This is a genomic window from Pseudarthrobacter sp. rb, from assembly GCF_056389225.1.
Genome location: NZ_JBWJAR010000006.1, coordinates 15833 through 34360, shown reverse-complemented (window position 1 = coordinate 34360; position 18528 = coordinate 15833). Strand labels below are relative to the sequence as shown.

At 64.7% G+C, this 18528-nt stretch carries 19 protein-coding genes; 12 read left to right on the top strand and 7 right to left on the bottom strand.

The window, feature by feature from the left end; translation table 11 throughout:
* Positions 1–10 precede the first annotated feature (10 nt).
* The 4 genes from ACWRN3_RS09770 to ACWRN3_RS09755 form a co-directional block, all read right to left on the bottom strand.
* Positions 11–778 (bottom strand): hypothetical protein, encoded by a 768-nt coding sequence (locus ACWRN3_RS09770; RefSeq protein ID WP_476740501.1) that lies wholly within the window; start codon positions 776–778, stop codon positions 11–13.
* 36 nt (positions 779–814) lie between these two features.
* Positions 815–1534 (bottom strand): hypothetical protein, encoded by a 720-nt coding sequence (locus tag ACWRN3_RS09765; RefSeq protein ID WP_476740500.1) that lies wholly within the window; start codon positions 1532–1534, stop codon positions 815–817.
* A 242-nt stretch (positions 1535–1776) separates the two neighbouring features.
* Positions 1777–3060, bottom strand: a complete 1284-nt coding sequence (locus ACWRN3_RS09760; RefSeq protein WP_476740499.1) for an RNA polymerase factor sigma-54 — start codon at positions 3058–3060, stop codon at positions 1777–1779.
* Positions 3061–3505: 445 nt separating this feature from the next.
* A complete protein-coding gene (locus ACWRN3_RS09755) occupies positions 3506–4327 on the bottom strand; it encodes an alpha/beta fold hydrolase (protein WP_476740498.1) in 822 nt (273 codons plus the stop codon).
* 344 nt (positions 4328–4671) lie between these two features.
* Between ACWRN3_RS09755 and paaA the strand changes: the two genes are divergently transcribed.
* From paaA to galU, 12 genes are all read left to right on the top strand, one after another.
* Positions 4672–5664, top strand: coding sequence for a 1,2-phenylacetyl-CoA epoxidase subunit PaaA (paaA, locus tag ACWRN3_RS09750; protein ID WP_224026872.1), 993 nt, complete (start codon positions 4672–4674; stop codon positions 5662–5664).
* Entirely contained in the window at positions 5661–6038 is a 378-nt protein-coding gene (gene paaB, locus ACWRN3_RS09745; protein ID WP_224026871.1) for a 1,2-phenylacetyl-CoA epoxidase subunit PaaB, read from the top strand. Before paaA ends, paaB begins: the two co-directional genes overlap by 4 nt.
* Complete coding sequence (gene paaC, locus ACWRN3_RS09740; protein WP_476740497.1) at positions 6035–6952, top strand: 1,2-phenylacetyl-CoA epoxidase subunit PaaC; 918 nt, start codon at positions 6035–6037, stop codon at positions 6950–6952. The genes paaB and paaC overlap by 4 nt, the downstream gene beginning before the upstream one ends.
* Positions 6953–6957: 5 nt before the next feature.
* Positions 6958–7479 carry a 1,2-phenylacetyl-CoA epoxidase subunit PaaD gene (gene paaD / locus ACWRN3_RS09735; protein ID WP_275179827.1) on the top strand — a complete coding sequence of 174 codons (522 nt, stop codon included), beginning with the start codon at positions 6958–6960 and terminating at the stop codon, positions 7477–7479.
* A 10-nt stretch (positions 7480–7489) separates the two neighbouring features.
* Complete coding sequence (gene paaE / locus ACWRN3_RS09730) at positions 7490–8716, top strand: 1,2-phenylacetyl-CoA epoxidase subunit PaaE (RefSeq protein ID WP_476740496.1); 1227 nt, start codon at positions 7490–7492, stop codon at positions 8714–8716.
* 30 nt (positions 8717–8746) lie between these two features.
* Positions 8747–9538 carry an enoyl-CoA hydratase/isomerase family protein gene (locus ACWRN3_RS09725; RefSeq protein WP_476740495.1) on the top strand — a complete coding sequence of 264 codons (792 nt, stop codon included), beginning with the start codon at positions 8747–8749 and terminating at the stop codon, positions 9536–9538.
* Positions 9539–9714: 176 nt separating this feature from the next.
* Positions 9715–10299, top strand: coding sequence for a hypothetical protein (locus ACWRN3_RS09720; RefSeq protein WP_476740494.1), 585 nt, complete (start codon positions 9715–9717; stop codon positions 10297–10299).
* 2 nt (positions 10300–10301) lie between these two features.
* Complete coding sequence (locus ACWRN3_RS09715; RefSeq protein ID WP_476740493.1) at positions 10302–10583, top strand: PqqD family protein; 282 nt, start codon at positions 10302–10304, stop codon at positions 10581–10583.
* Between the two features lie 4 nt (positions 10584–10587).
* Positions 10588–11805 carry a hypothetical protein gene (locus tag ACWRN3_RS09710; RefSeq protein WP_476740492.1) on the top strand — a complete coding sequence of 406 codons (1218 nt, stop codon included), beginning with the start codon at positions 10588–10590 and terminating at the stop codon, positions 11803–11805.
* Between the two features lie 47 nt (positions 11806–11852).
* Positions 11853–13409: a tyrosine-protein kinase domain-containing protein gene (locus ACWRN3_RS09705; protein ID WP_476740491.1), complete on the top strand. Its 1557-nt coding sequence runs from the start codon at positions 11853–11855 to the stop codon at positions 13407–13409.
* Between the two features lie 6 nt (positions 13410–13415).
* Positions 13416–14315, top strand: a complete 900-nt coding sequence (locus ACWRN3_RS09700; protein WP_476740490.1) for a nucleotidyltransferase family protein — start codon at positions 13416–13418, stop codon at positions 14313–14315.
* A 74-nt stretch (positions 14316–14389) separates the two neighbouring features.
* Positions 14390–15280, top strand: a complete 891-nt coding sequence (galU, locus tag ACWRN3_RS09695) for a UTP--glucose-1-phosphate uridylyltransferase GalU (RefSeq protein ID WP_476740489.1) — start codon at positions 14390–14392, stop codon at positions 15278–15280.
* Here galU and ACWRN3_RS09690 read toward each other — a convergent pair whose 3' ends face one another.
* The 3 genes from ACWRN3_RS09690 to ACWRN3_RS09680 all read right to left on the bottom strand — a co-directional run bounded on the left by ACWRN3_RS09690 (position 15281) and on the right by ACWRN3_RS09680 (position 18506).
* Positions 15281–15742, bottom strand: coding sequence for a VanZ family protein (locus ACWRN3_RS09690; RefSeq protein ID WP_476740488.1), 462 nt, complete (start codon positions 15740–15742; stop codon positions 15281–15283).
* Between the two features lie 244 nt (positions 15743–15986).
* Entirely contained in the window at positions 15987–16580 is a 594-nt protein-coding gene (locus ACWRN3_RS09685) for an LPXTG cell wall anchor domain-containing protein (RefSeq protein ID WP_476740487.1), read from the bottom strand.
* A gap of 174 nt (positions 16581–16754) precedes the next feature.
* On the bottom strand, positions 16755–18506 hold the full coding sequence (locus ACWRN3_RS09680) for a DUF4012 domain-containing protein (RefSeq protein WP_476740486.1): 1752 nt from the start codon (positions 18504–18506) through the stop codon (positions 16755–16757).
* Positions 18507–18528 lie beyond the last annotated feature (22 nt).

The window sequence follows — 18528 nt, the reverse complement described above, 5'->3', positions numbered from 1 at the left end:
CGCCGGCAGGTTATATCCCCAGGAGGATGACGCGGCCGTCGCGGCGGATCCAGCGGCCTTCGTCCGCGCCGCTCCCGGAATTGCCGTTGCCGTCGCCGTTCTGCTGGCTGTCCCAGCCTTCGTCCGGGGCGCCCCACACGGCACCCGAGTACTGGGTGTTGTAGATCCGGGTGCCGCCGCCGCGGTAGTTGCGGGTTCCGCGCCGGGCTGCCTGGCGGGCGCGGAGCAGGGACGGGGCGTACCGGCGGGCGGCGGCGGTGGCTGCTGCGCGGGCGGCAGCGTTGGGCGGGACGGAGACGGGGGTCCGTGCGGCGTTGCGGTAGGCGGCCCGGGCGAACCGGACGTAGCGGCGGGCGGCCTCTTCCTCAGCCTCCGATTCGTCCATGTTTTCGGCTTCCTCGGCCTCGAGCAGCCCGCCGGCCATGGAGCCAAGCTTGCTGCCAATGGCGGTCCCGACGCCGGGAGCCACGAAGGAGCCGATGGCACCTCCCACGACGGGCAGCGCCGTCTTGGCAACGGATTTGAGGGCGCCGCCCAGGGCCTTGCCGATGGGCGACTTGATGAACCGGGAGGCATTCTTCACCACGCTGCGGGCCAGGCTGCCCAGGAACTGGTCCAGTTCCTCCTCGGAGTTGAGGCTGAGGAGTTCCATGGCCAGCTCGGTCTCGAGGTTCTCCTCTCGGTCGGATCCGCCCTCGTAGCCGCTGAAGTTCCCTTCGTCTTCGTCTTCCTGCGCCCACGGCGCGGCGGACTCGGTCTCGTAGTAGTTGGTGCTCATGGCAATGTCCTTCGGGTTTGGGTGGTGCCGGGTGGGTTAGCGTGCGTTGAGGATCACGATGTTGCGGCCGCGCCGGATCCAGCGGCCGCTGGCAGCGGGCCGGCCGGGCTGGCCGGGGCCGTTCTGGCCTGGGCGGCCGAGCAGGCCGGGAAGGTGCTGCCGGGCCGCGGCGGTGGCTGCCTGCTGTGCTGCCTGGGCGGCGGGGACGCTCCTGGGCGTGGCCGCGGCGCGCTGGGCCGTGGAGGTGGCGAACCGGACAAAGGCGCGGGCGGTTTCCAGGTCGCGGTCCTCCGGCGACAGGCCTTCCAGCTGGAGCCCGGATTCGAACTTGCTGCCGAGCCACTTGCCCACCTGGCGTCCGGCCTGGCCGCCCGCGCCGGGAACGAAGTAGTTGCCTACGGCCTGGCCCAGTTGCGGGAGGGCCTTCCGGGCAGCGGACTTGAGGACCTTGCCCACTGCCTGCCCTGCCGCGCTCCCGGCGAAGTCCTTGGCTGCTGAGACTGCCTTCCGCGCCAGGTCGCCCAGGAACTGGTCAAGCTCGTCCTCGTCGGTGACTTCGAGCAGTTCGGCGGCCAGGGCAAGCTCGTCGGTTTCCTGGCTGTCGGCCTCGCCCCAGAGCCCCCCGGCTTCGCTGGCGTCTTCGCCCTGGAAGGGTGACTGTTCGTCCTCGTAGGAGTAGCCGGGGCCCTCATCCATCACCTCGCCCCAGGTGCCCTCGTCCTGGCCTTCGAACAGTGCCCTATCGATGTCGTGCATGAGTATTTCCTTTCCGGAGTTGCAGGTGCCCTGGAAGGCACCACCGCGGAACACCGCATACCCTCTTACTGCACAATTCGTGCCAACCCGGGCGGGACGTATCCTGGAGCCTGCCCGGGACATGGGCGGGGCGGAAGCGGGGACGAAGGCGGCGGCCGGCAGCACGGGCCCGAACCGGATTTCGCCGGTGCGAACAAGGGTTCGCCGGGCGCCGGTGCCCGTGAGTGCCTGCGGGTGCCTGCCTACGCGTCCAGCTGGAGCGAGCGCCGGTACTTGTTCACGGTCCGGCGCGCGATGACGAATCCGCTGCGGGCCAGTTCGGCGCGGAGCTGTTCGTCAGAGGCAGCGCCGCCCGCCGCGATGGACTCCTGCAATGCGGCGCGGGCGGCCAGGCCCTTGCCGAAGAGGCACGCCAGGTCGGTGACGGTTCCGGAGGGCAGCCGGAGCCGCTTGCCGCTCACGGCCCTGCTCACCGTGGAGGGGTGCAGCCCGATTTCCTGGGCGACGGCGGTCCGCGTCAAGGGTTGGTGGTGTCCCGCGCCGTTGTTTAGGAAGTCCTTCTGGTGCCCGACGGCGCACTCAGTGATGCGGAGGAGGGCGCCGGCGCGACGGTCTATTTGGTACAGGAGCCGCCTGGCAGCGAGTTCGTGGTCCGTCAGCCATTGCTTTGCCCCGGATGCCGCGGGGAGGCCGGCGGAGAGGTCCACCACCTGGAGGCCGAACCAGGCGCTCGCGGGAACCTCCACCTCCAGGGACCCGTCCGGCAGGCGGTACAGGAACACGTCCGCCGTTGGAACACCGGCTGCCGCGGCACTGGTGTCCACTGCCACAAACGGCCGCAGCCGCTCCCTGACCATGGCAAGCCCGGCAAGGACCTGCTCCTCGGGAAGTCCCATGGCCCGGACGACGACGGCGGTGCTTCCCGCGGCGAGGTCCGCCAGGTGCCCGCGGACCAGATGGGGGAGCCAGTCCGGGGCATGGCCGGCGTCCACCAGCGCCTGTGCCTGGATGGCGAGCAATTCCACGACGCTGGTGGAGGCGATGCCCGGTGGGCCCACGGCCCGGATGGCGCGAAGGGCCTCGTGCACCTGGTCGGTGCCCAGGCCGTGCTGCCGGGCGATCTGCTCAGGTGTGCAGTCCAGGAGTCCGCGGGAGGTCAGGTGCGCCAGCACGAGTTCCAGTGCCTCCCGGCAATCCGGCCGGACTTCAACGCCTGCGTCTGCTTCCAGCGAGGCGAACGGATTGACGGCCGGTTCGGGGCCGTCCTGGAATCGCGACACCCCCTGCCGGCCCCGGCAGCGGAAGCAGGTTCCGGACGCCACATGCCGGCCGCACCCGGGGCACGGGTGGCCCTCGGCACGCTCCAGGACAGGGTTGTCGGCAAGGGCTCGTTCGGTGGCAAGCTGTACTTCCGCGTGCGTCATGGCCAGCATGCCCAGAGCCCTCAGCAGGCCGGGCAGCGCGCGCAGCTCGGGTTGCAGCCCCGCCTGCAGCTGCAGACCGGGATTGGGCCAGTCGGTGGCCATGGTTCAGGCTAGCCCCATAGCCTCCCGCGGCGGTAGCAACCCCGGCGGGCAGCATTGCCTCTGCCCATGACCCGCATGAGCGGCTCTTCACCGTGTCGCGACTGGGATGCAGCCGGCGCTCCCGCCATTCCCACGGTGGCGGCCAGGCTTGCTGACGACGCGCATCCTCACCTCCGCTGCGTTCATTCCCCTGAGCGGACCAAATGTAGGGTGCGAAAACGCGCGCCCGCGTTGCCAGCGGATTTGCGCGTCGGCAGCGCACACCGGTGTCGCCAGGGAAGGTCCGCGTCCCTAACCCGCAGCAGCGCACAACGCCGGCCCGCAGGGGTGGGGGACCAGGCCGGAAAGTGATGGGGCGCTGGTGGAAAGGGTGCAGGAAGTGGTGGGGCGTTGGGCGGAAAGGGAGCAAATACCGGCGCACTACAGAAAGCACAACCCCTGCGGGCTACCTGCCGCCGTTGAAGAAACCCCTGAGCTGGGTGGCGATGGCAGTGGCGGAGACCTGGTGCGTTTGGCCTTCGAGGACGCGGTGTTCGCTGCCGGGGATGACGCCGGCGATGGTCTTTTGCCCCTGGGCCATGGGGCCGGCGGCTTTTCCGCCCACCATGACCAGTGTTGGCACGGTAATCGTGCGGAGCCGTTCCACAGGCGCCGTGAAGTCGTTCGTCACCCGTGTCTCATAGGGCAGGGTGTTCGCGGCCGCCGTCTGCTTCTTCCACACTCCCGGCATGAGGCGCAGGAGGTAGGGGAGGAAGGCTGGGGCGCCTACCATTTTGACCAGGAAGTAGGACACCGCACTGCCGCGTTTGCCGTCCCTGAGCAGGGCCTCCAGGTGCTCGCGGTGGCCCCCGGGCGTCCCGTCCGGACCGCGTACGCCCGTGTACGGCGCTTCGTACGTGGCCAGCCGCTGCATCGGCGTTCCCGCTGCAGCCGCTTCCAGGGCCAGTGCGGCGCCGGATGAAATCCCGTACACGTAGGGGTTGCCGCCGGCCTCTTTCAGCACGGCCTGGAGGTCCTCGATCTCCCGCTCGGTGGCGTACGGCACGGTCTCGCCGCTGTCCCCACGTCCCCGCCGGTCGTAAAAGTAGACGGTGAAGGAATCCTTCAGTTCATTTGCCAGCGCACGCGAGGGGCCGAACGTGCGCCCGCAGAAGGCCCCGTCCACCAAGACCAGGCTGGGCCCGGTGCCCATCCGCTCGACGCTGAGGGAGGTGCCGTCGGACGACTCCACCGTAAAGACTGTGCCGGTGCCTTGGGTCTTGGTCATCGCGGTGCTCCATTCAATGCCGGGTCGGGGTGGCGGAGGCAGTAACTGCAAAAACAAGCGGACCATCACGACCCTAACGGCACGTCAGGACGCCAACAAGGACTTGAAGGTCGCGCACCGCGGAAGCGGGATGGACATGCCAGGTACATCGCGCCAGAGGTGATGGGGCGTTGGAGGGAAGGCTTCCAAACGTGATGGGGCGTTGGCGGAAAGGAGGCGGGAAGTGCTGGGGCGTCGAAAATGGAGGCGCCACGCTTGACGCCTCCGCACGCTCCCGCATATCCTGAACGAACGGTCGGTAAATAATTCCGAGACGCCCGACAGGTTTTTGCATAGGAGCAACCATGGCAGCGCAGAACTTGCAGTCAGTGCCGGCTGAGCTAACCCCGGAAGAGGACGCCGCAGGCCAGGCCCACTTCGACCGGATCATCGCCGAGGACTCGCGCATCGAGCCCCGCGACTGGATGCCGGCGGCGTACCGCAAGACGCTCCTGCGCCAGGTCTCCCAGCACGCGCACTCCGAGATCATCGGCATGCAGCCCGAGGCCAACTGGATCTCCCGCGCCCCCAGCCTGAAGCGCAAGGCCATCCTCATGGCCAAGGTCCAGGACGAGGCCGGCCACGGTCTCTACCTCTACTCAGCAGCGGAAACCCTGGGCCAGTCCCGGGACAAGATGATGGACGACCTCATCGCCGGCAAGGCCCGCTACTCCAGCATTTTCAACTACCCGGCCCGCACCTGGGCTGACATGGGCGCCATCGGCTGGCTGGTGGACGGCGCAGCCATCTGCAACCAGGTCCCGCTGTGCCGCGCCTCATATGGCCCCTACGGCCGGGCCATGGTGCGCGTCTGCAAGGAAGAGTCCTTCCACCAGCGGCAGGGCTTCGAGATCCTCCTTGAACTCTCCAACGGCACCCCCGCGCAGAAGCAGATGGCCCAGGACGCCGTGAACCGCTGGTACGCCCCGGCCCTGATGATGTTCGGGCCGCCGGATGACGATTCCCCCAACTCCAAGCAGTCCATGGCCTGGAACATCAAGCGGTTCAGCAATGACGAGCTCCGCAGCCGGTTCGTGGGCATGATGGTGGAGCAGGTCAAGGTCCTGGGCCTCACCCTCCCCGATGACCAGATCCGCTTCAACGAGGACACCAGGAAGTGGGAGCACGGGCCCCTGGACTGGGACGAGTTCCACGAAGTCCTGGCCGGCCGCGGCCCCTGCAACGCCCAGCGCCTTGAGCGCCGGCGGGCAGCGCACGACGACGGCGCCTGGGTCCGCGAGGCAGCAGCCGCCTACGCAGCAAAACAGTCAAAGAAGACGAAGGAATACGCAGCATGAGCCCCCACGGCAACCCGGAAACCCCCGCAAGCGGTGCAGTCGAGATCAACCGCGAAGCCCCCAAGGCCAGCCCCGCACCGGACCACCACGACCGCTCCACGTGGGGCCTCTGGGAGGTCTTCGTCCGGTCCAGCCGCGGCCTGAGCCACGTTCACGCCGGTTCCCTGCACGCCCCGGACGCCGCCATGGCCCTCCGCAATGCACGGGACCTCTACACCCGACGAAACGAGGGCGTCTCCATCTGGGTGGTTCCCGCCGACGCCATCGCCGCCAGCGACCCCGACTCCAAGGGCTCCTTCTTCGAGTCGCCCCAGGGCAAGGACTACCGGCACGCCACGTACTACACCAAGAGCGAAGGGGTGAAGCACCTGTGAGTACCCCCGACGCGCCCACCACGGGCCACGGCGACATCTCCACCGGCGTGGCCGGCGGAGACAGCAACGCCTCCGCCACCCGGATCACCCCCGGCAACGCCCTCCGCCCGGAGGACATCGCGCTCGAGGTCAAGACCGGCCTCGCCAAGCCAAGCGAAGACGTCGCCGAATACGCCCTCCGCCTGGGCGATGACGCCCTGATCCTCGCGCAGCGCCTGGGCCACTGGATCTCCCGTGCACCCGAGCTGGAGGAGGACATCGCCCTGGGCAACATCGCCCTGGACCAGCTGGGCCACGCCCGCAGCTTCCTCACCTACGCCGGCGCCGGCATGCCCACCGAGGACGGCACTCCCAAGTCCGAGGATGACCTGGCCTACTTCCGCCGCGAGCATGAGTTCCGCAGTGTCCAGCTGTTCGAGCAGCCCAACGGGGACTTCGCGGCCACCATCGCCCGCCAGTTCGTGGTGAGCTACTACCAGTACGAGCTCTACCGCCGCCTCACCGAGTCCACGGACGCCACCCTGGCCGCCATCGCCGCCAAGGCCGTGAAGGAAGTGGACTACCACCGCGACCACAGCACTCAGTGGGTCCTGCGCCTCGCCGGCGGCACCGACGAATCCCGCCAGCGGATGATCCACGGCCTGCGGACCACGTGGCCGTACGTCAATGAACTGTTCCAGGACGATGACCTGACGCAGCGCCTCGCCGAGGCGGGTGCCGCCGTCGCGCCTTCCAGCCTGCGGGAAGACTTTGACCGCCTGGTGGCGGACGTCCTGGCCGAAGCGGAGCTGGAGGTTCCGGACGTGCCCGCAGCCCCGGGCGGCGGCCGGTACGGCAAGCACTCGGAGCACCTGGGCTACATCCTCGCCGAGATGCAGGTGCTGGCCCGCGAGCATCCCGGGGCCAGCTGGTGACTGCCGTGTACATCTCGGATTTCGAATCCCGGACCCGCACCCCGGAGCAGAAGGCCTGGGACATCGCGGCCACCGTGGTGGACCCGGAGATCCCGGTGCTCAGCATCGCGGACCTGGGCATCCTGCGGAAGGTGGACGTGGCCGGCGGCGAGGTCACCGTCACCATCACCCCCACGTACTCGGGCTGCCCGGCCATGGACGCCATCCGTGACGACCTCTACACCGCCTTCAAGAAGGAAGGCTACGGGGACGTGCACGTGGACCTGGTCCTGGCCCCGGCGTGGACCACGGACTGGATGACCGAGGCCGGAAAGCAGAAGCTGCAGGAATACGGGATCGCCCCGCCCAGCGGCAACTCCCGGGCAGGCGGCCACTCCGGCCCCATCCGGCTGAGCCTGGCCGTGAAGTGCCCGCAGTGCAACAGCCTCAACACCAAGGAACTCACCCGCTTCGGTTCCACGTCCTGCAAGGCGCTGTATGTGTGCCAGGACTGCAAGGAACCGTTCGACTACTTCAAAGTCCTGTAAGGAAGCCCCCATGCCTGTTGTCCGCCAGACCGCCGCCGAAGAGGCTGAGGTGACCGGCCGCCGTCGTCCGTCCTTCCATTCCCTTGCGGTGAAGGAGGTGCGCCGGCTCACCGACGATGCCATCGAAGTCAGCTTCCATGTGCCGGCCGAACTCGCCGGCAAGTTCGACTACCTGCCCGGCCAGTACGTGGCCCTGCGCACCACGCTGCCGGACGAGAACGGCGAGCCGAAGGAAATCCGCCGCAGCTACTCCATCTGCGCCGAGCCGCGCAGCTTCGCGGACGGCACCAGCGAGATCCGCGTGGCCATCAAGAAGGACCTGGGCGGCCTGTTCTCCACGTGGGCCAACGCCGAGCTGAAGGCGGGCGACACCCTGGACGTGATGAGCCCCATGGGCGCGTTCGTGTCCAAGCACGGCCGGGACGGGCAGGCCGTGGACCAGAACGTCATGAACTCCATGAACCACCCGGAGGACCTCGCGGGGGAGGCAGGGAACTTCGTGGCCATCGCGGCCGGGTCCGGCATCACCCCGGTGATCGCCATCGCCCGGACGCTGCTGGCCGCCAACCCGGAGACCCGGTTCGACCTGATCTACGCCAACAAGGCCGCCATGGACGTGATGTTCCTGGAGGAGCTGGCAGACCTGAAGGACAAGTACCCGCAGCGGCTGGCCATCCACCACGTGCTGAGCCGCGAGCAGCGGATCGCGCCGCTGCTCTCCGGCCGGATCGATTCGGAGAAGCTGCAGCAGCTGCTGGGGACCGCCCTGCACGCGGATGATGTGGACGAGTGGTTCCTGTGCGGGCCGTTCGAGCTGGTCCAGCTGTGCCGGGACACCCTGGCCGAGCGCGGGGTGAAGCCGGAGAACGTCCGGTTCGAGCTGTTCACGTCCGGCAAGCCGGACCGCCCGGAGGGCCACGCCGGCCGTCCGGTGGTGGTGGACGAGTCCAAGGAGACGTACAAGATCACGTTCAAGCTGGACGGCCTGCAGGGCGAGGTGGCCAGCCCCACGCACGCCCGCGAGTCGATCCTGAACGCGGCGCTGCGGGTGCGCCCGGATGTGCCGTTCGCGTGCGCCGGGGGAGTGTGCGGCACCTGCCGGGCCAAGGTGGTCACCGGCAGCGTGACCATGGACGAGAACTACGCGCTGGAGCAGGATGAGCTGGACAAGGGCTACGTCCTGACCTGCCAGAGCCACCCCACCAGCAAGGAAGTCACGGTCGACTTCGACGTCTAAGTTTGTTTCCGCCCCAATGAAGGAGCCTGAATGATTTCCCTTTCCATCAGCAACGGCATCGCCGAGGTAGTGCTGGACGCCCCGCACAAGCTGAACTCGCTGGACGAGCAGGCGCTGCGGGATTTAGCACAGGCGTACGACGACGCTGCTGCCGCCGCCTCACGCGGTGAGGTGCGGGCGCTGCTGCTGAGGGGAGAGGGTCGGGCCTTCTGCGCGGGCCGGGACATCGCAGGGGTCACCCCGGAGAACGATGACGCCGCCACGTACCTGGGCGGCCTGGTGGAACCACTGCTGAAGAAGATGGCCGCCTTCCCGGCGCCCACGTTCGCTGCGGCCCAGGGAGCCTGCCTGGGGGTGGGGCTGGGCCTGCTGCTGGCCACGGACGTGGTGTACGTGGCGGAGAACGGGAAGTTCGGCTCGCCGTTCGCCAAGCTGGGGGCCACGCTGGATTCGGGCGGGCACTGGTACTTCACGGAGCGGCTGGGCATGCACCGGACGCTGGACCTGATCTACACCGCGGACCTGATCTCCGGTGCGGAGGCGGTGGCGCAGGGGATGTTCAGCCGCGCCATGCCCGCTGATTCCTTGCTGGAGTCGACGCGGGAGATCGTCTCGCGGGTGGCTGCCGGCGCCACGGGCGCCTTTGTTGCCTCCAAGGAGCTGGTGGCGCACATCCGCGACCAGCGGCTGGGCCTGTGGCAGGCCATGCAGGAGGAGAACGAGGAACAGGCGCGGCTCTGCAAGAACGAGGACTACGCAGAGGGTTTCCGCGCGTTCCAGGAGAAGCGCGAGCCGAAGTTCACGGGAATCACCCTCGTGTAATTACCCTTTGGCAAGCCTTGCAGAATTCTTGATTGAACCTTGCAAGGCGGCTGCAGAAATCTTAATTGACGTTCGCAAGAGTAGGCGAGGCCGGACAAACCGGTCGATGTGCGCTGCCGGTCTCAAATAGGCAGCCACATCCGGAACCTACTCTGGGGGCACAGTTGTCTGAGGTTTTGAACGAGGAAGTCGGTAAGGAAGAGAACGGCTTCAGTCGTCGGCGGGTAGTTGCGGGCGTCGCCTGGTCACTGCCGGTGATTGCCACGGCCATCGCCGCTCCAGCCGCGGCCGCGTCCGGCATCACGGCGACGGCCGCCCTAACCGGCCCCGGTTCGAGCATCACATTCGTCAGCTCCACGGGGACCGGCTCAGGCACCAACAACACCGGCACCGGACCAACCGGGTTCCAGATCACCAACAGCGGCACCACCTTCACAGGCGCCGTCAGCGGTACCGTGAATATCATGCCAACAGGCACAGTGGCTGCGGGTGCGGGCGTTCAGTCCATCCAAGCCGGGTCTAGCCCCGTGACGTTGTCGGTACCCTCCTACTCAAGCACTCATGAGTACAACGCCACCTTCAGCTACGGCGGCGGCATCACCGCAGGGCAAACCCTGAACTTTCCTATGTCCTTCCAATATGAGCGCCTCTCGGGTTCGCAGCCGACCAAGGTCACCTTCAACTACACCATGACCGTCACGCTCACGCTTCCGGACGGCACCAGCCGAATCCTCACCGGTGCCCTGACGGTCAACTACTGACGATGGTCTGGAAGCGAGGCGGCCTGGTCGCAGAAGTCTGCACTAAACCCCGTTCCCGTGTTGCCCTGCTGCACCTTGACGCAACCCAGCCGGTGGTCCTGGAGGGAACAGCTGCGGTCATCTGGGGCCTGATAGATGGCCAGCGGAGCGAGAAGGACATTTTCGCTGAGCTGGAGTCCACCTTCGAGGACCAGTCAGGACAGATGCAGGCACAGTTGGAAGGCTTTTTGGCAAGCCTCGAAGCCCAGCGCCTGATCGAAGCCGCCCGCGGCGTTTCCAACTGAGGGCATGACGGCAGTGGGAATCACTCGAAGCGCAGGGCTGGCCTGGGAGCAGCGCCTGCTCGAGGAATTGGCAAAAGGTAGCGATTTGCTGTCCTTGAATGTGCTGGGGCAGCAGTTTGTGGTCCGATGGGGCCACGGGGTCAACTGGCAGCAGCGTGTTAGCATGAGTTCCGCGTGGGCTTGGTGCATTAGCACCGAGGAGCCTCAGCTACCGGCAGTGCCACCAGAGCCAGCGCCGAGTAGCCCATTCACCGCCTCAGTCACCAGCACGTCCACCAAGCACCCGAGGGCGACCTTCCATCTCGCAGCGGCCTCCTTCGAGGAGTTGGCAGAAAACCTTACGTCCCGGCTTACCGTTGCCGCCATCATGGCCAACGCGGGTGAGCTGACCATGCTCCACGCATGTGGGGTGGCGGATCCAGCTTCCGGGGCAGTAATGGCGCTGGTGGCTAAGTCAGGAACGGGAAAGACCACGGCCGCCTCCGTGCTCGCCAGGACTTATGGCTATGTCACGGATGAAACGGTGGCCATCGCATGGGACGGATCCGTGGTTCCTTATCCCAAGCCACTCTCTGTCAAGCAGGAAGGCGGCACCCCAAAGCGGCAGGCGTCCCCGGACGAGTTTGGGTTGCAGCCGGCTCCCGCCTTGCCCTACATCCAGTCGATCGTGCTCCTGAACCGAACCGAGGGGGCTCGGCATACGGCTCCGGTGCTGGAGAGGGTGCCGCTGGCAGATGCCGTGTTGGCGCTGGTCCCGGAGTCTTCCTCGCAGGCAGAAGTTGTGGATCCGCTGCAGTCACTCTGCCGCCTCATCGAGAGCGTCGGGGGAGTGTGGCAGGTGATCTATTCCGAGTCCGCTGACCTGCCGGCCGCGCTGGAACCTCTGTTCCGTCTGCTGCCTGCTATCCAAACAGAGTGGGCGCCTGCAGCAGCGATAAGCGCCCAACAGCCAGAGATCCCGGCCGGCTGCATTCAGCGCACCGCTCCACGGGATGCGGTTTCAATCGCAGGGGACCTGCTGGTCATGTTGGACAACCAGATAGTGCGCCTGAGCGGCATCGGCCCAGCGATCTGGGAAGCCTGCGCTAATCCGGTCAGCGTGGACGAGATAACGAAACACGTTGGCAGCGTGCTTGGCAAACCCGAAGGTTACCGGAAAGCCGTCGCCGGGGCTGTAGAGCAGCTCGTCGCCAAGTCGATTTTGGAACGTGTCAGCAACTGAACTTACCCGCGTGCGGGCACACAAGAACTTGAGTATAAGGAACCATCATGAGCACAACAGCAGCCCCGGCTGACACACCTCCGGGCCTGGACCTGGCAGACTACCTGAACGTCCTCGGGACGTACTGGAAGGCAATCGTCGCCTTCACTCTGCTGGCCACCTTGGCCGCCGCCGGCTGGACGGTGCTCCAGCCAAAGGTCTACTCCTCCGATTCCAGCGGCATCGTGATCACGCCGGGTTCAGACAATGTGAGCCTGGCCTTGGCAGGTGACAGCTTGGCCAAGGCGAAGGTCAAGGACTACGAGTCTGTGGCCAAATCGCGGCTGGTTGCGGACCGAGTCATTCAGGCCCTGCACCTGAAAACGAGTGGCGACGCCCTGCTTGGGAGCATCAGCATCAAGGTTCCGCTCGAGACGGCGCAGATTACTGTCACCGCGCAGTCGACTGATCCTGCAACCGCCCAGCGCGTAGCCGACGCCTGGGTCAATGGCCTTGCTGCCCAGGTGGAAGCCATCGAGACGGCGCCCTCTAACGAAACGGCGTCCGGTCCGGCAATGCCCGGCGCCGGTCCGTCGGGGAACGCAACGAAGGCGGTCCGTGTTCTCCCGTTGGGCAAGGCTGTCCTTCCCGGCAGCCCCACCTCGCCCAACGTAAAGCTCAACCTCGCCTTGGGCGCTCTCGTCGGCTTGGCCCTCGGCGTGGTCTACGCCGTCATCCGCCGCCACCTGGACCGTCACATCCGCCGGGCTGCAGACATTGAACGGCTGTTCGGCGTGCCTGTGATCGGCACCCTCCCGCTGGATCACCGCCTTGATGAGAAGAGCATGATTGTGGATGCTGGCACCGCCGAACACGTGCATGATGCCAGCGCCATGGCCGAGGCTCTCCGCGAGCTGCGCACCAACCTCAGCTTCCTGGACGTGGACCAGCCGCCCCGGGTCATCGTGATCACCAGCTCGCTGCAGGCAGAGGGCAAGTCGACCGTAACGGCCAACCTTGCGGTCACAATGGCGGCAGCAGGTGAAAACGTGGTGGTGGTCGACGGTGACCTCCGTCGGCCTACGCTGGTGGACGTTTTCAATATTGTTCCGGGCGTCGGGGTCACAGATGTGCTCACCGGCATGGCGGATTTGGCTGATGTCCTTCAGCCTTGGGGTGCCTTGCCGAACCTTTCAGTTTTGGGGTCGGGGCGTATCCCGCCCAACCCAAGCGAGCTGCTCGGGTCCCGGGCCATGAAGAACATGCTGGCGTCTTTGGCGAAGGACGCCGTGGTCCTCATCGACGCGCCACCGCTTCTTCCCGTGACGGATGCTGCTGTCCTCTCCCGGGTGGCCGATGGTGCAATTCTCGTCATCCGGGCCGGCAGGACCACCCAGGAGCAGCTGGACCAGTCCCTGGGAAACCTCGAGAAGGTCAAGGGGCGGGTTCTGGGCGCCGTTCTCAACTATGTTCCTAGCAAGGGAAGGGATGCCTATTCCTACTACGGAACGTACACAGCTGCGTCCACCCAGCCCGTGGAGACGGCTTCCGTTCACGGCCGGGATATAGAGAACGTCCCGGGAGCCCTGGAAGCAACGGCGGGTGCCCGCAGAGCCAGGGTCTAGAGTGCTGTGACGCACGTTTCCCGTAAAACGCAGCTCGAGATTCCGGAGGGTGTGCTCCTAGCCCATGCCCTCGTGGCGCGTCTGGCAGATAGCCTCGGCATCAGGGCCTTTTTCATCAAGGGGCCCGCCAGCGTCCTTCAGGGGCTCCGCGAAGCCAAGCTATCAACAGACGTTGACGTCTTTGTGGATCCCCCCAAGCTCGAGGAATTGCTGCACGGACTCCGTGAACGGGGTTGGCGTGAATGGCCGGTGGACCCCGACAGTAGGACGTTCCCCAAGCACGCCGTTACGGTCCACCATCCGGAGTGGCCTTGTTGTATCGATATCCATTTTCGATTTCCCGGCATGGAAAAACCCGCGCGCGAATGCTTCGAGAGCCTGTGGGCGAACATTGAGACCACGTCACTTTCCGGCCAGCGGCTGAAGATCCCTTCCAAGGCCCTTGGCGTCTTGCTTTTAGCCCTGCACGCCCTGCGCTCTCCCGCTCTGCCCGCTTGCCAACACGAGCTTGAGTACCTCGCTGACCTGACGCGCAGAGAGGCTTTGTCGGAGGCGCTTCTGGAGCTCGCTGTGGCCACAGACTCGCTGGCAGCGATTCAGCCCTTCCTGGAAGGGCTTCTTCCCAAGACCACCCCCCGCGTATGGCCGGAAGCTTCCACAGAGTGGCGCAACCGCGTGGCAGCCCAGGAGCCTGGCAGCGCTCGGCTCGCCGCTATCTTGCAGGCCGAGTTGAGAGAGAAACCAAGAATGGTGTGGGGAGCACTCTTTCCACCGCCTGAGGTCTTCCTCAGTGGAAACATCTATGCAGACATGTCGCTTCTAGGAAGGCTCAGGCAACATCGTGCCCGATGGGCCCGGTTTCTACGTGCCGTTCCTAACCTTGTCCGCGACCTCCGCAAACGCTGATCGAGCAGCGCTTGGGCCTGTCGGGATCCGCATCTAATTGCCGTTTAGCCCACCAAGTTTGTTAAGGTTCAGCTATGACTACGGGGAAAGCTATCACCAAAGCCGTCATTCCTGCTGCCGGATTGGGAACTCGCTTCCTGCCCGCCACCAAGGCAATGCCAAAGGAAATGCTGCCGGTCGTTGACCGCCCGGCCATCCAGTACGTGGTGGAGGAAGCGATCGACGCTGGCCTCTCGGATCTGCTGATGATCACTGGCCGCAACAAGCGCGCGCTGGAGGACCACTTCGACCGAGAGCCTGGCCTGGAAGCCGCTCTTGAAGCCAAGGGGGACAAGGACAAGCTGGGCCTGGTGGAATACGCCTCCAACCTAGGCCCCATTCATTACGTCCGCCAGGGCGAGGCCAAGGGCCTGGGCCACGCGGTGCTCTGCGCGCAGCAGCACGTGGGGGACGAGCCCTTCGCCGTTCTCCTGGGTGACGACCTCATTGACGAGGCGGAGGACCTGCTTAGCACCATGATGGAGGTGCAACAGAAGACCGGCGGTTCCGTGATCGCGCTGATCGAGGTTGATCCGTCACAGATCAGCGCCTACGGCTGCGCCGACGTCACCGCCGTGGAGGGCGAGGACTACGTCCGCGTCAACAGCTTGGTAGAGAAGCCCGCTGCCGCTGACGCACCGTCCAACCTGGCCGTCATCGGCCGCTACGTGCTGCACCACAACGTCTTCAGCGTGCTGGAGAACACGGAGCCTGGCCGCGGCAACGAGATCCAGCTTACGGATGCCCTTCAGACCCTTGCCGCTGGCCAGGGCGAAGGCTCCGGTGTGTACGGCGTGGTCTTCAAGGGCCGACGTTACGACACCGGTGACAAACTGAGCTACCTCAAGGCCGTGATCACTCTCGCGTCCGAGCGGGTGGAGTTCGGCGAGGACCTGAAGACCTGGATGAAGAGCTTCGTGGGATAACTAGCTCTTAGCACTCTTGGGAGGCCTGCTGCCGAAAGGTAGTGGGCCCTCCTTTTTGGTCGCTAGGGAAGCCAGCAGGGCCCCGATGACAGCACCTGACGTGTTCGTCACGACATCTGACGGACTTGCAAAACGATCATGAAGAAACAGGAGCTGGCCCAGCTCAATACACCCGGAAATCAGCAGACCGAACGCACCAATTTGCCACCATCGTTTTGACGCAAATGCGAGTGCTGCCACGAAACCAACGGGCACAAAAAGGATCACATTCGAGGAAGCTTCTACTAATTTGTAGTTGAACCAGCTGGGAAAGCCATGGCGGTGCAAGAAGGTCAGGACAGCCGCGAGCTGGCCGGACACCGGCTGGTCTACGGGTGTTGGCCAGAAAGCGATGAATGCCAACGGCACAGCCATCGCCGCCAGTATTAGCTGCCACAAGCGACGATTAAAGAGGATCTTCAAACGAGCCTCAGAAGGAGCGTAGGAGAGCGAACGCCGCGGTCCCCAGTGCAGAGACGGCCAAGACTAGGAGAAGGGCATAGCGCGTCATCGGCGGGCGGGGGAGGGGAACGCAAAAGTCGTACTCACGTGGTGCTCTTCGCCAATGTCTCCCCATAGATCAATTAGATATCACATTAAACGAAGGTGGGTGCTCCTCCGTTCCCGGAGAAACACCCACCTTCGTTGTTTCTAGTAAGCGATGAGTCTAGGCAGCCTCTGCCGTGGCGCGGCGGCGGACCACCACTACAGAGGTTGCACCGGCAGCCAATGCGCCAGCGCCGACCAGGGTCCAGAGAACAAGGCCGGGATCGGCGCCGGTGGTGGCGAGATTGGAGCCGGAGTTTGCGACCATGGAATTGCCGTTGGCAACCAGGGCAGCGGGAGTGACCTTCACGACGACGGGTCCAACAGTAACGCCGGAGGTCTCGCCCGTGGCCGTGATGGAGTAGGTTCCGGGTTCGTTGATGGTGATGGGGAGGGAGAAGGCGCCCTGTGCATCAGCTGTGGTTGTCAGCGTTTGTGCCTCGGCCACAACGTTGATGCGAGCGGCAACCGAGCGGCTACCAGCGATGTTGGCACCGTTGGAGGCGGGAGCCTGCCCAGGAGTCACGCGAATGATCAAGCGTTCGCCGGCGAGGAAGCCCTGGCCGCGGAAGACAAAGCTCTCACCGGGCCCAACCGTACCGTCAGAGACAGCGGCCTGCGGCGGAAGTGCCGGGTAGGTTGCGGCCATGGCAGGCGCGGAACCGATAAGCGCAATGGAACCTGCAAGTGCGAGTGCAGCAAAAGTCTTTTTCATGTGTGTCCCCCCGGAGACGTGTAAGTTGTGTTACCCGATTGAGGAAATGTCCCCTCTGCACGAGACCATGTGCAGAACTACGGATAGATATCCCAAAAAAACGTTACCATCCGGACCTCGCTAGAGCCAACCTCAATCCAATCGGTTTACGTGGTGTTAACAGACTAACTGACCCTAATCACAAGCGGCGGTTTGCGTCGAAAGTACAACGTCTTTGACATGTTGGACCGAGGGCGTGACAACCAAGTTAGGTTCTGTATGTTGAACTATTTTTCCGAAGGTGAACTCCACGGTTTTGCTCTCCCCGGGGGCTAGTGTCTGGGCTACTACACCCACCGGCCGGCTGTCGTGGAGGTAAGGCGCAAAGGGGGTCTTTTGGCCGTCGACAGTGGCTGATTCCACATTCGCTTGCACCGGGCCATAGGCAACGATGTTGGTTTGTACGTACCCCGGGGCTATTCCGAAGACACCTCCACCGTTGACATACTCTGGCAGGGACGTGGCTGCACTAGCCGGCGCTGTGTTTTTGCTGGTGACTCGAACTGTTGTTTGCTCGTACCCGTCCGATGGACATCCTTTGATGAGTTGGACCGTGCGTTTGACGTAGTAATCCATTTTTGCGCCTGTACCATCGTTGAAGTAAGCACCAAACTGCGCTGGTGAGACACTGGGGCCTGTGACCGAGCCGCTTAGCGGATACTTGCTGATCACAGACTGCTCGAAACTGTCGGAAGACCACAACAGGACGCGTCTTTCTTCCGTTCCGCGAGTAATGCCTGTTATGAGACCTTTAGCCTCGCCCTTGCCACTGGAAAGGGCGGAGAAGACTTCCTTCGCCACGTTCGCGTAGTACGCGTCCTGAAGCTTCGGTTGCCTGATTTTGGTGTAGACGTCGGAAAGCAGTGTGGATACTACATTGTCACCCGTCAGCTCCGTAGGCAGACCTGTAGCTTTCAATGAGGGAAGTTCGGGGCCATCGACGTTCACTGGTCCCGTCGCCTGGAGAATGTAGCTGAGAACCACTGGGTCGATGGAAATGACACCGTCGACTCGTTGCCCTGTCTTCGTGCTCCACATTTTTCGGGCGGTTGCCGCAGCGGTAGGGAAGTCAGGAGTTAGGTTGACGTCCTGCATGTATTTGCCAAGTCGCGTGCTATAGATCTGCTCTTGCTGTTGGTCGACAGGGAGAGCGGGCGACATAATGCCCAGGTCGCTGGCACTGCTCTGTGCACTGAGGGCGAGTTTGCCGTGGTCGACCGTTAGAACCGCTAGTGCGCCCGGAATGCCACCAGACGCTCTGGACTCTGCATTGTTTTGGATGATCAGAAGGAAGTTACGAGGTCCTTCCTCCCCTAGCATTCCGGGCGCGATTTTTGATGCATCGGCCGCTGCTTCCAGAGCCGCAGTAAGTCCATGCAGCTGATCGGTAGCGCTAGTCAGCGGGCCGGCTACTGGGGATAGAAGGCTTGTCGTGTCGATCGCATCGAGCCGCTTTGCTGACAGCCGTATTGCATCCGCCGCAGCAGAAATTCGTGGCGACGCTGCGCTTAGCTGTTCGAGTTCCGCTCCGGAGCTGCTCGGAAGAAGTGTCTCCCAATTAAGGCTGGCATAAACGTCCACCAGTGGCCCAAGACCAAGGTCGGCCACATCGTCAACCGAGCGTGTAACCTCGGTGATCGCTCTGAAGTTTGCCCCAAGTCCTGGCAGACTTGACGCCAAGGTCCAGAGCGGGTCGTTGGCTGCCTGTACGGCGGCGGCCGTATGAGTGCGAAGTTCGTCGACCGTGCTCACCGCAGCGGTAGGCCTATCAGCCGAAAGGTTCTCTTTGATCGAGGGGACCAGATGCACGGCAGACGTTAGTTGCGCCCTAATTTCTGACGCTTTGATTCCAAGCCAGCCCGCTCCAGCCACAGCAACGATAAACATTGCTGCCAGTCCGAAAAGCGTC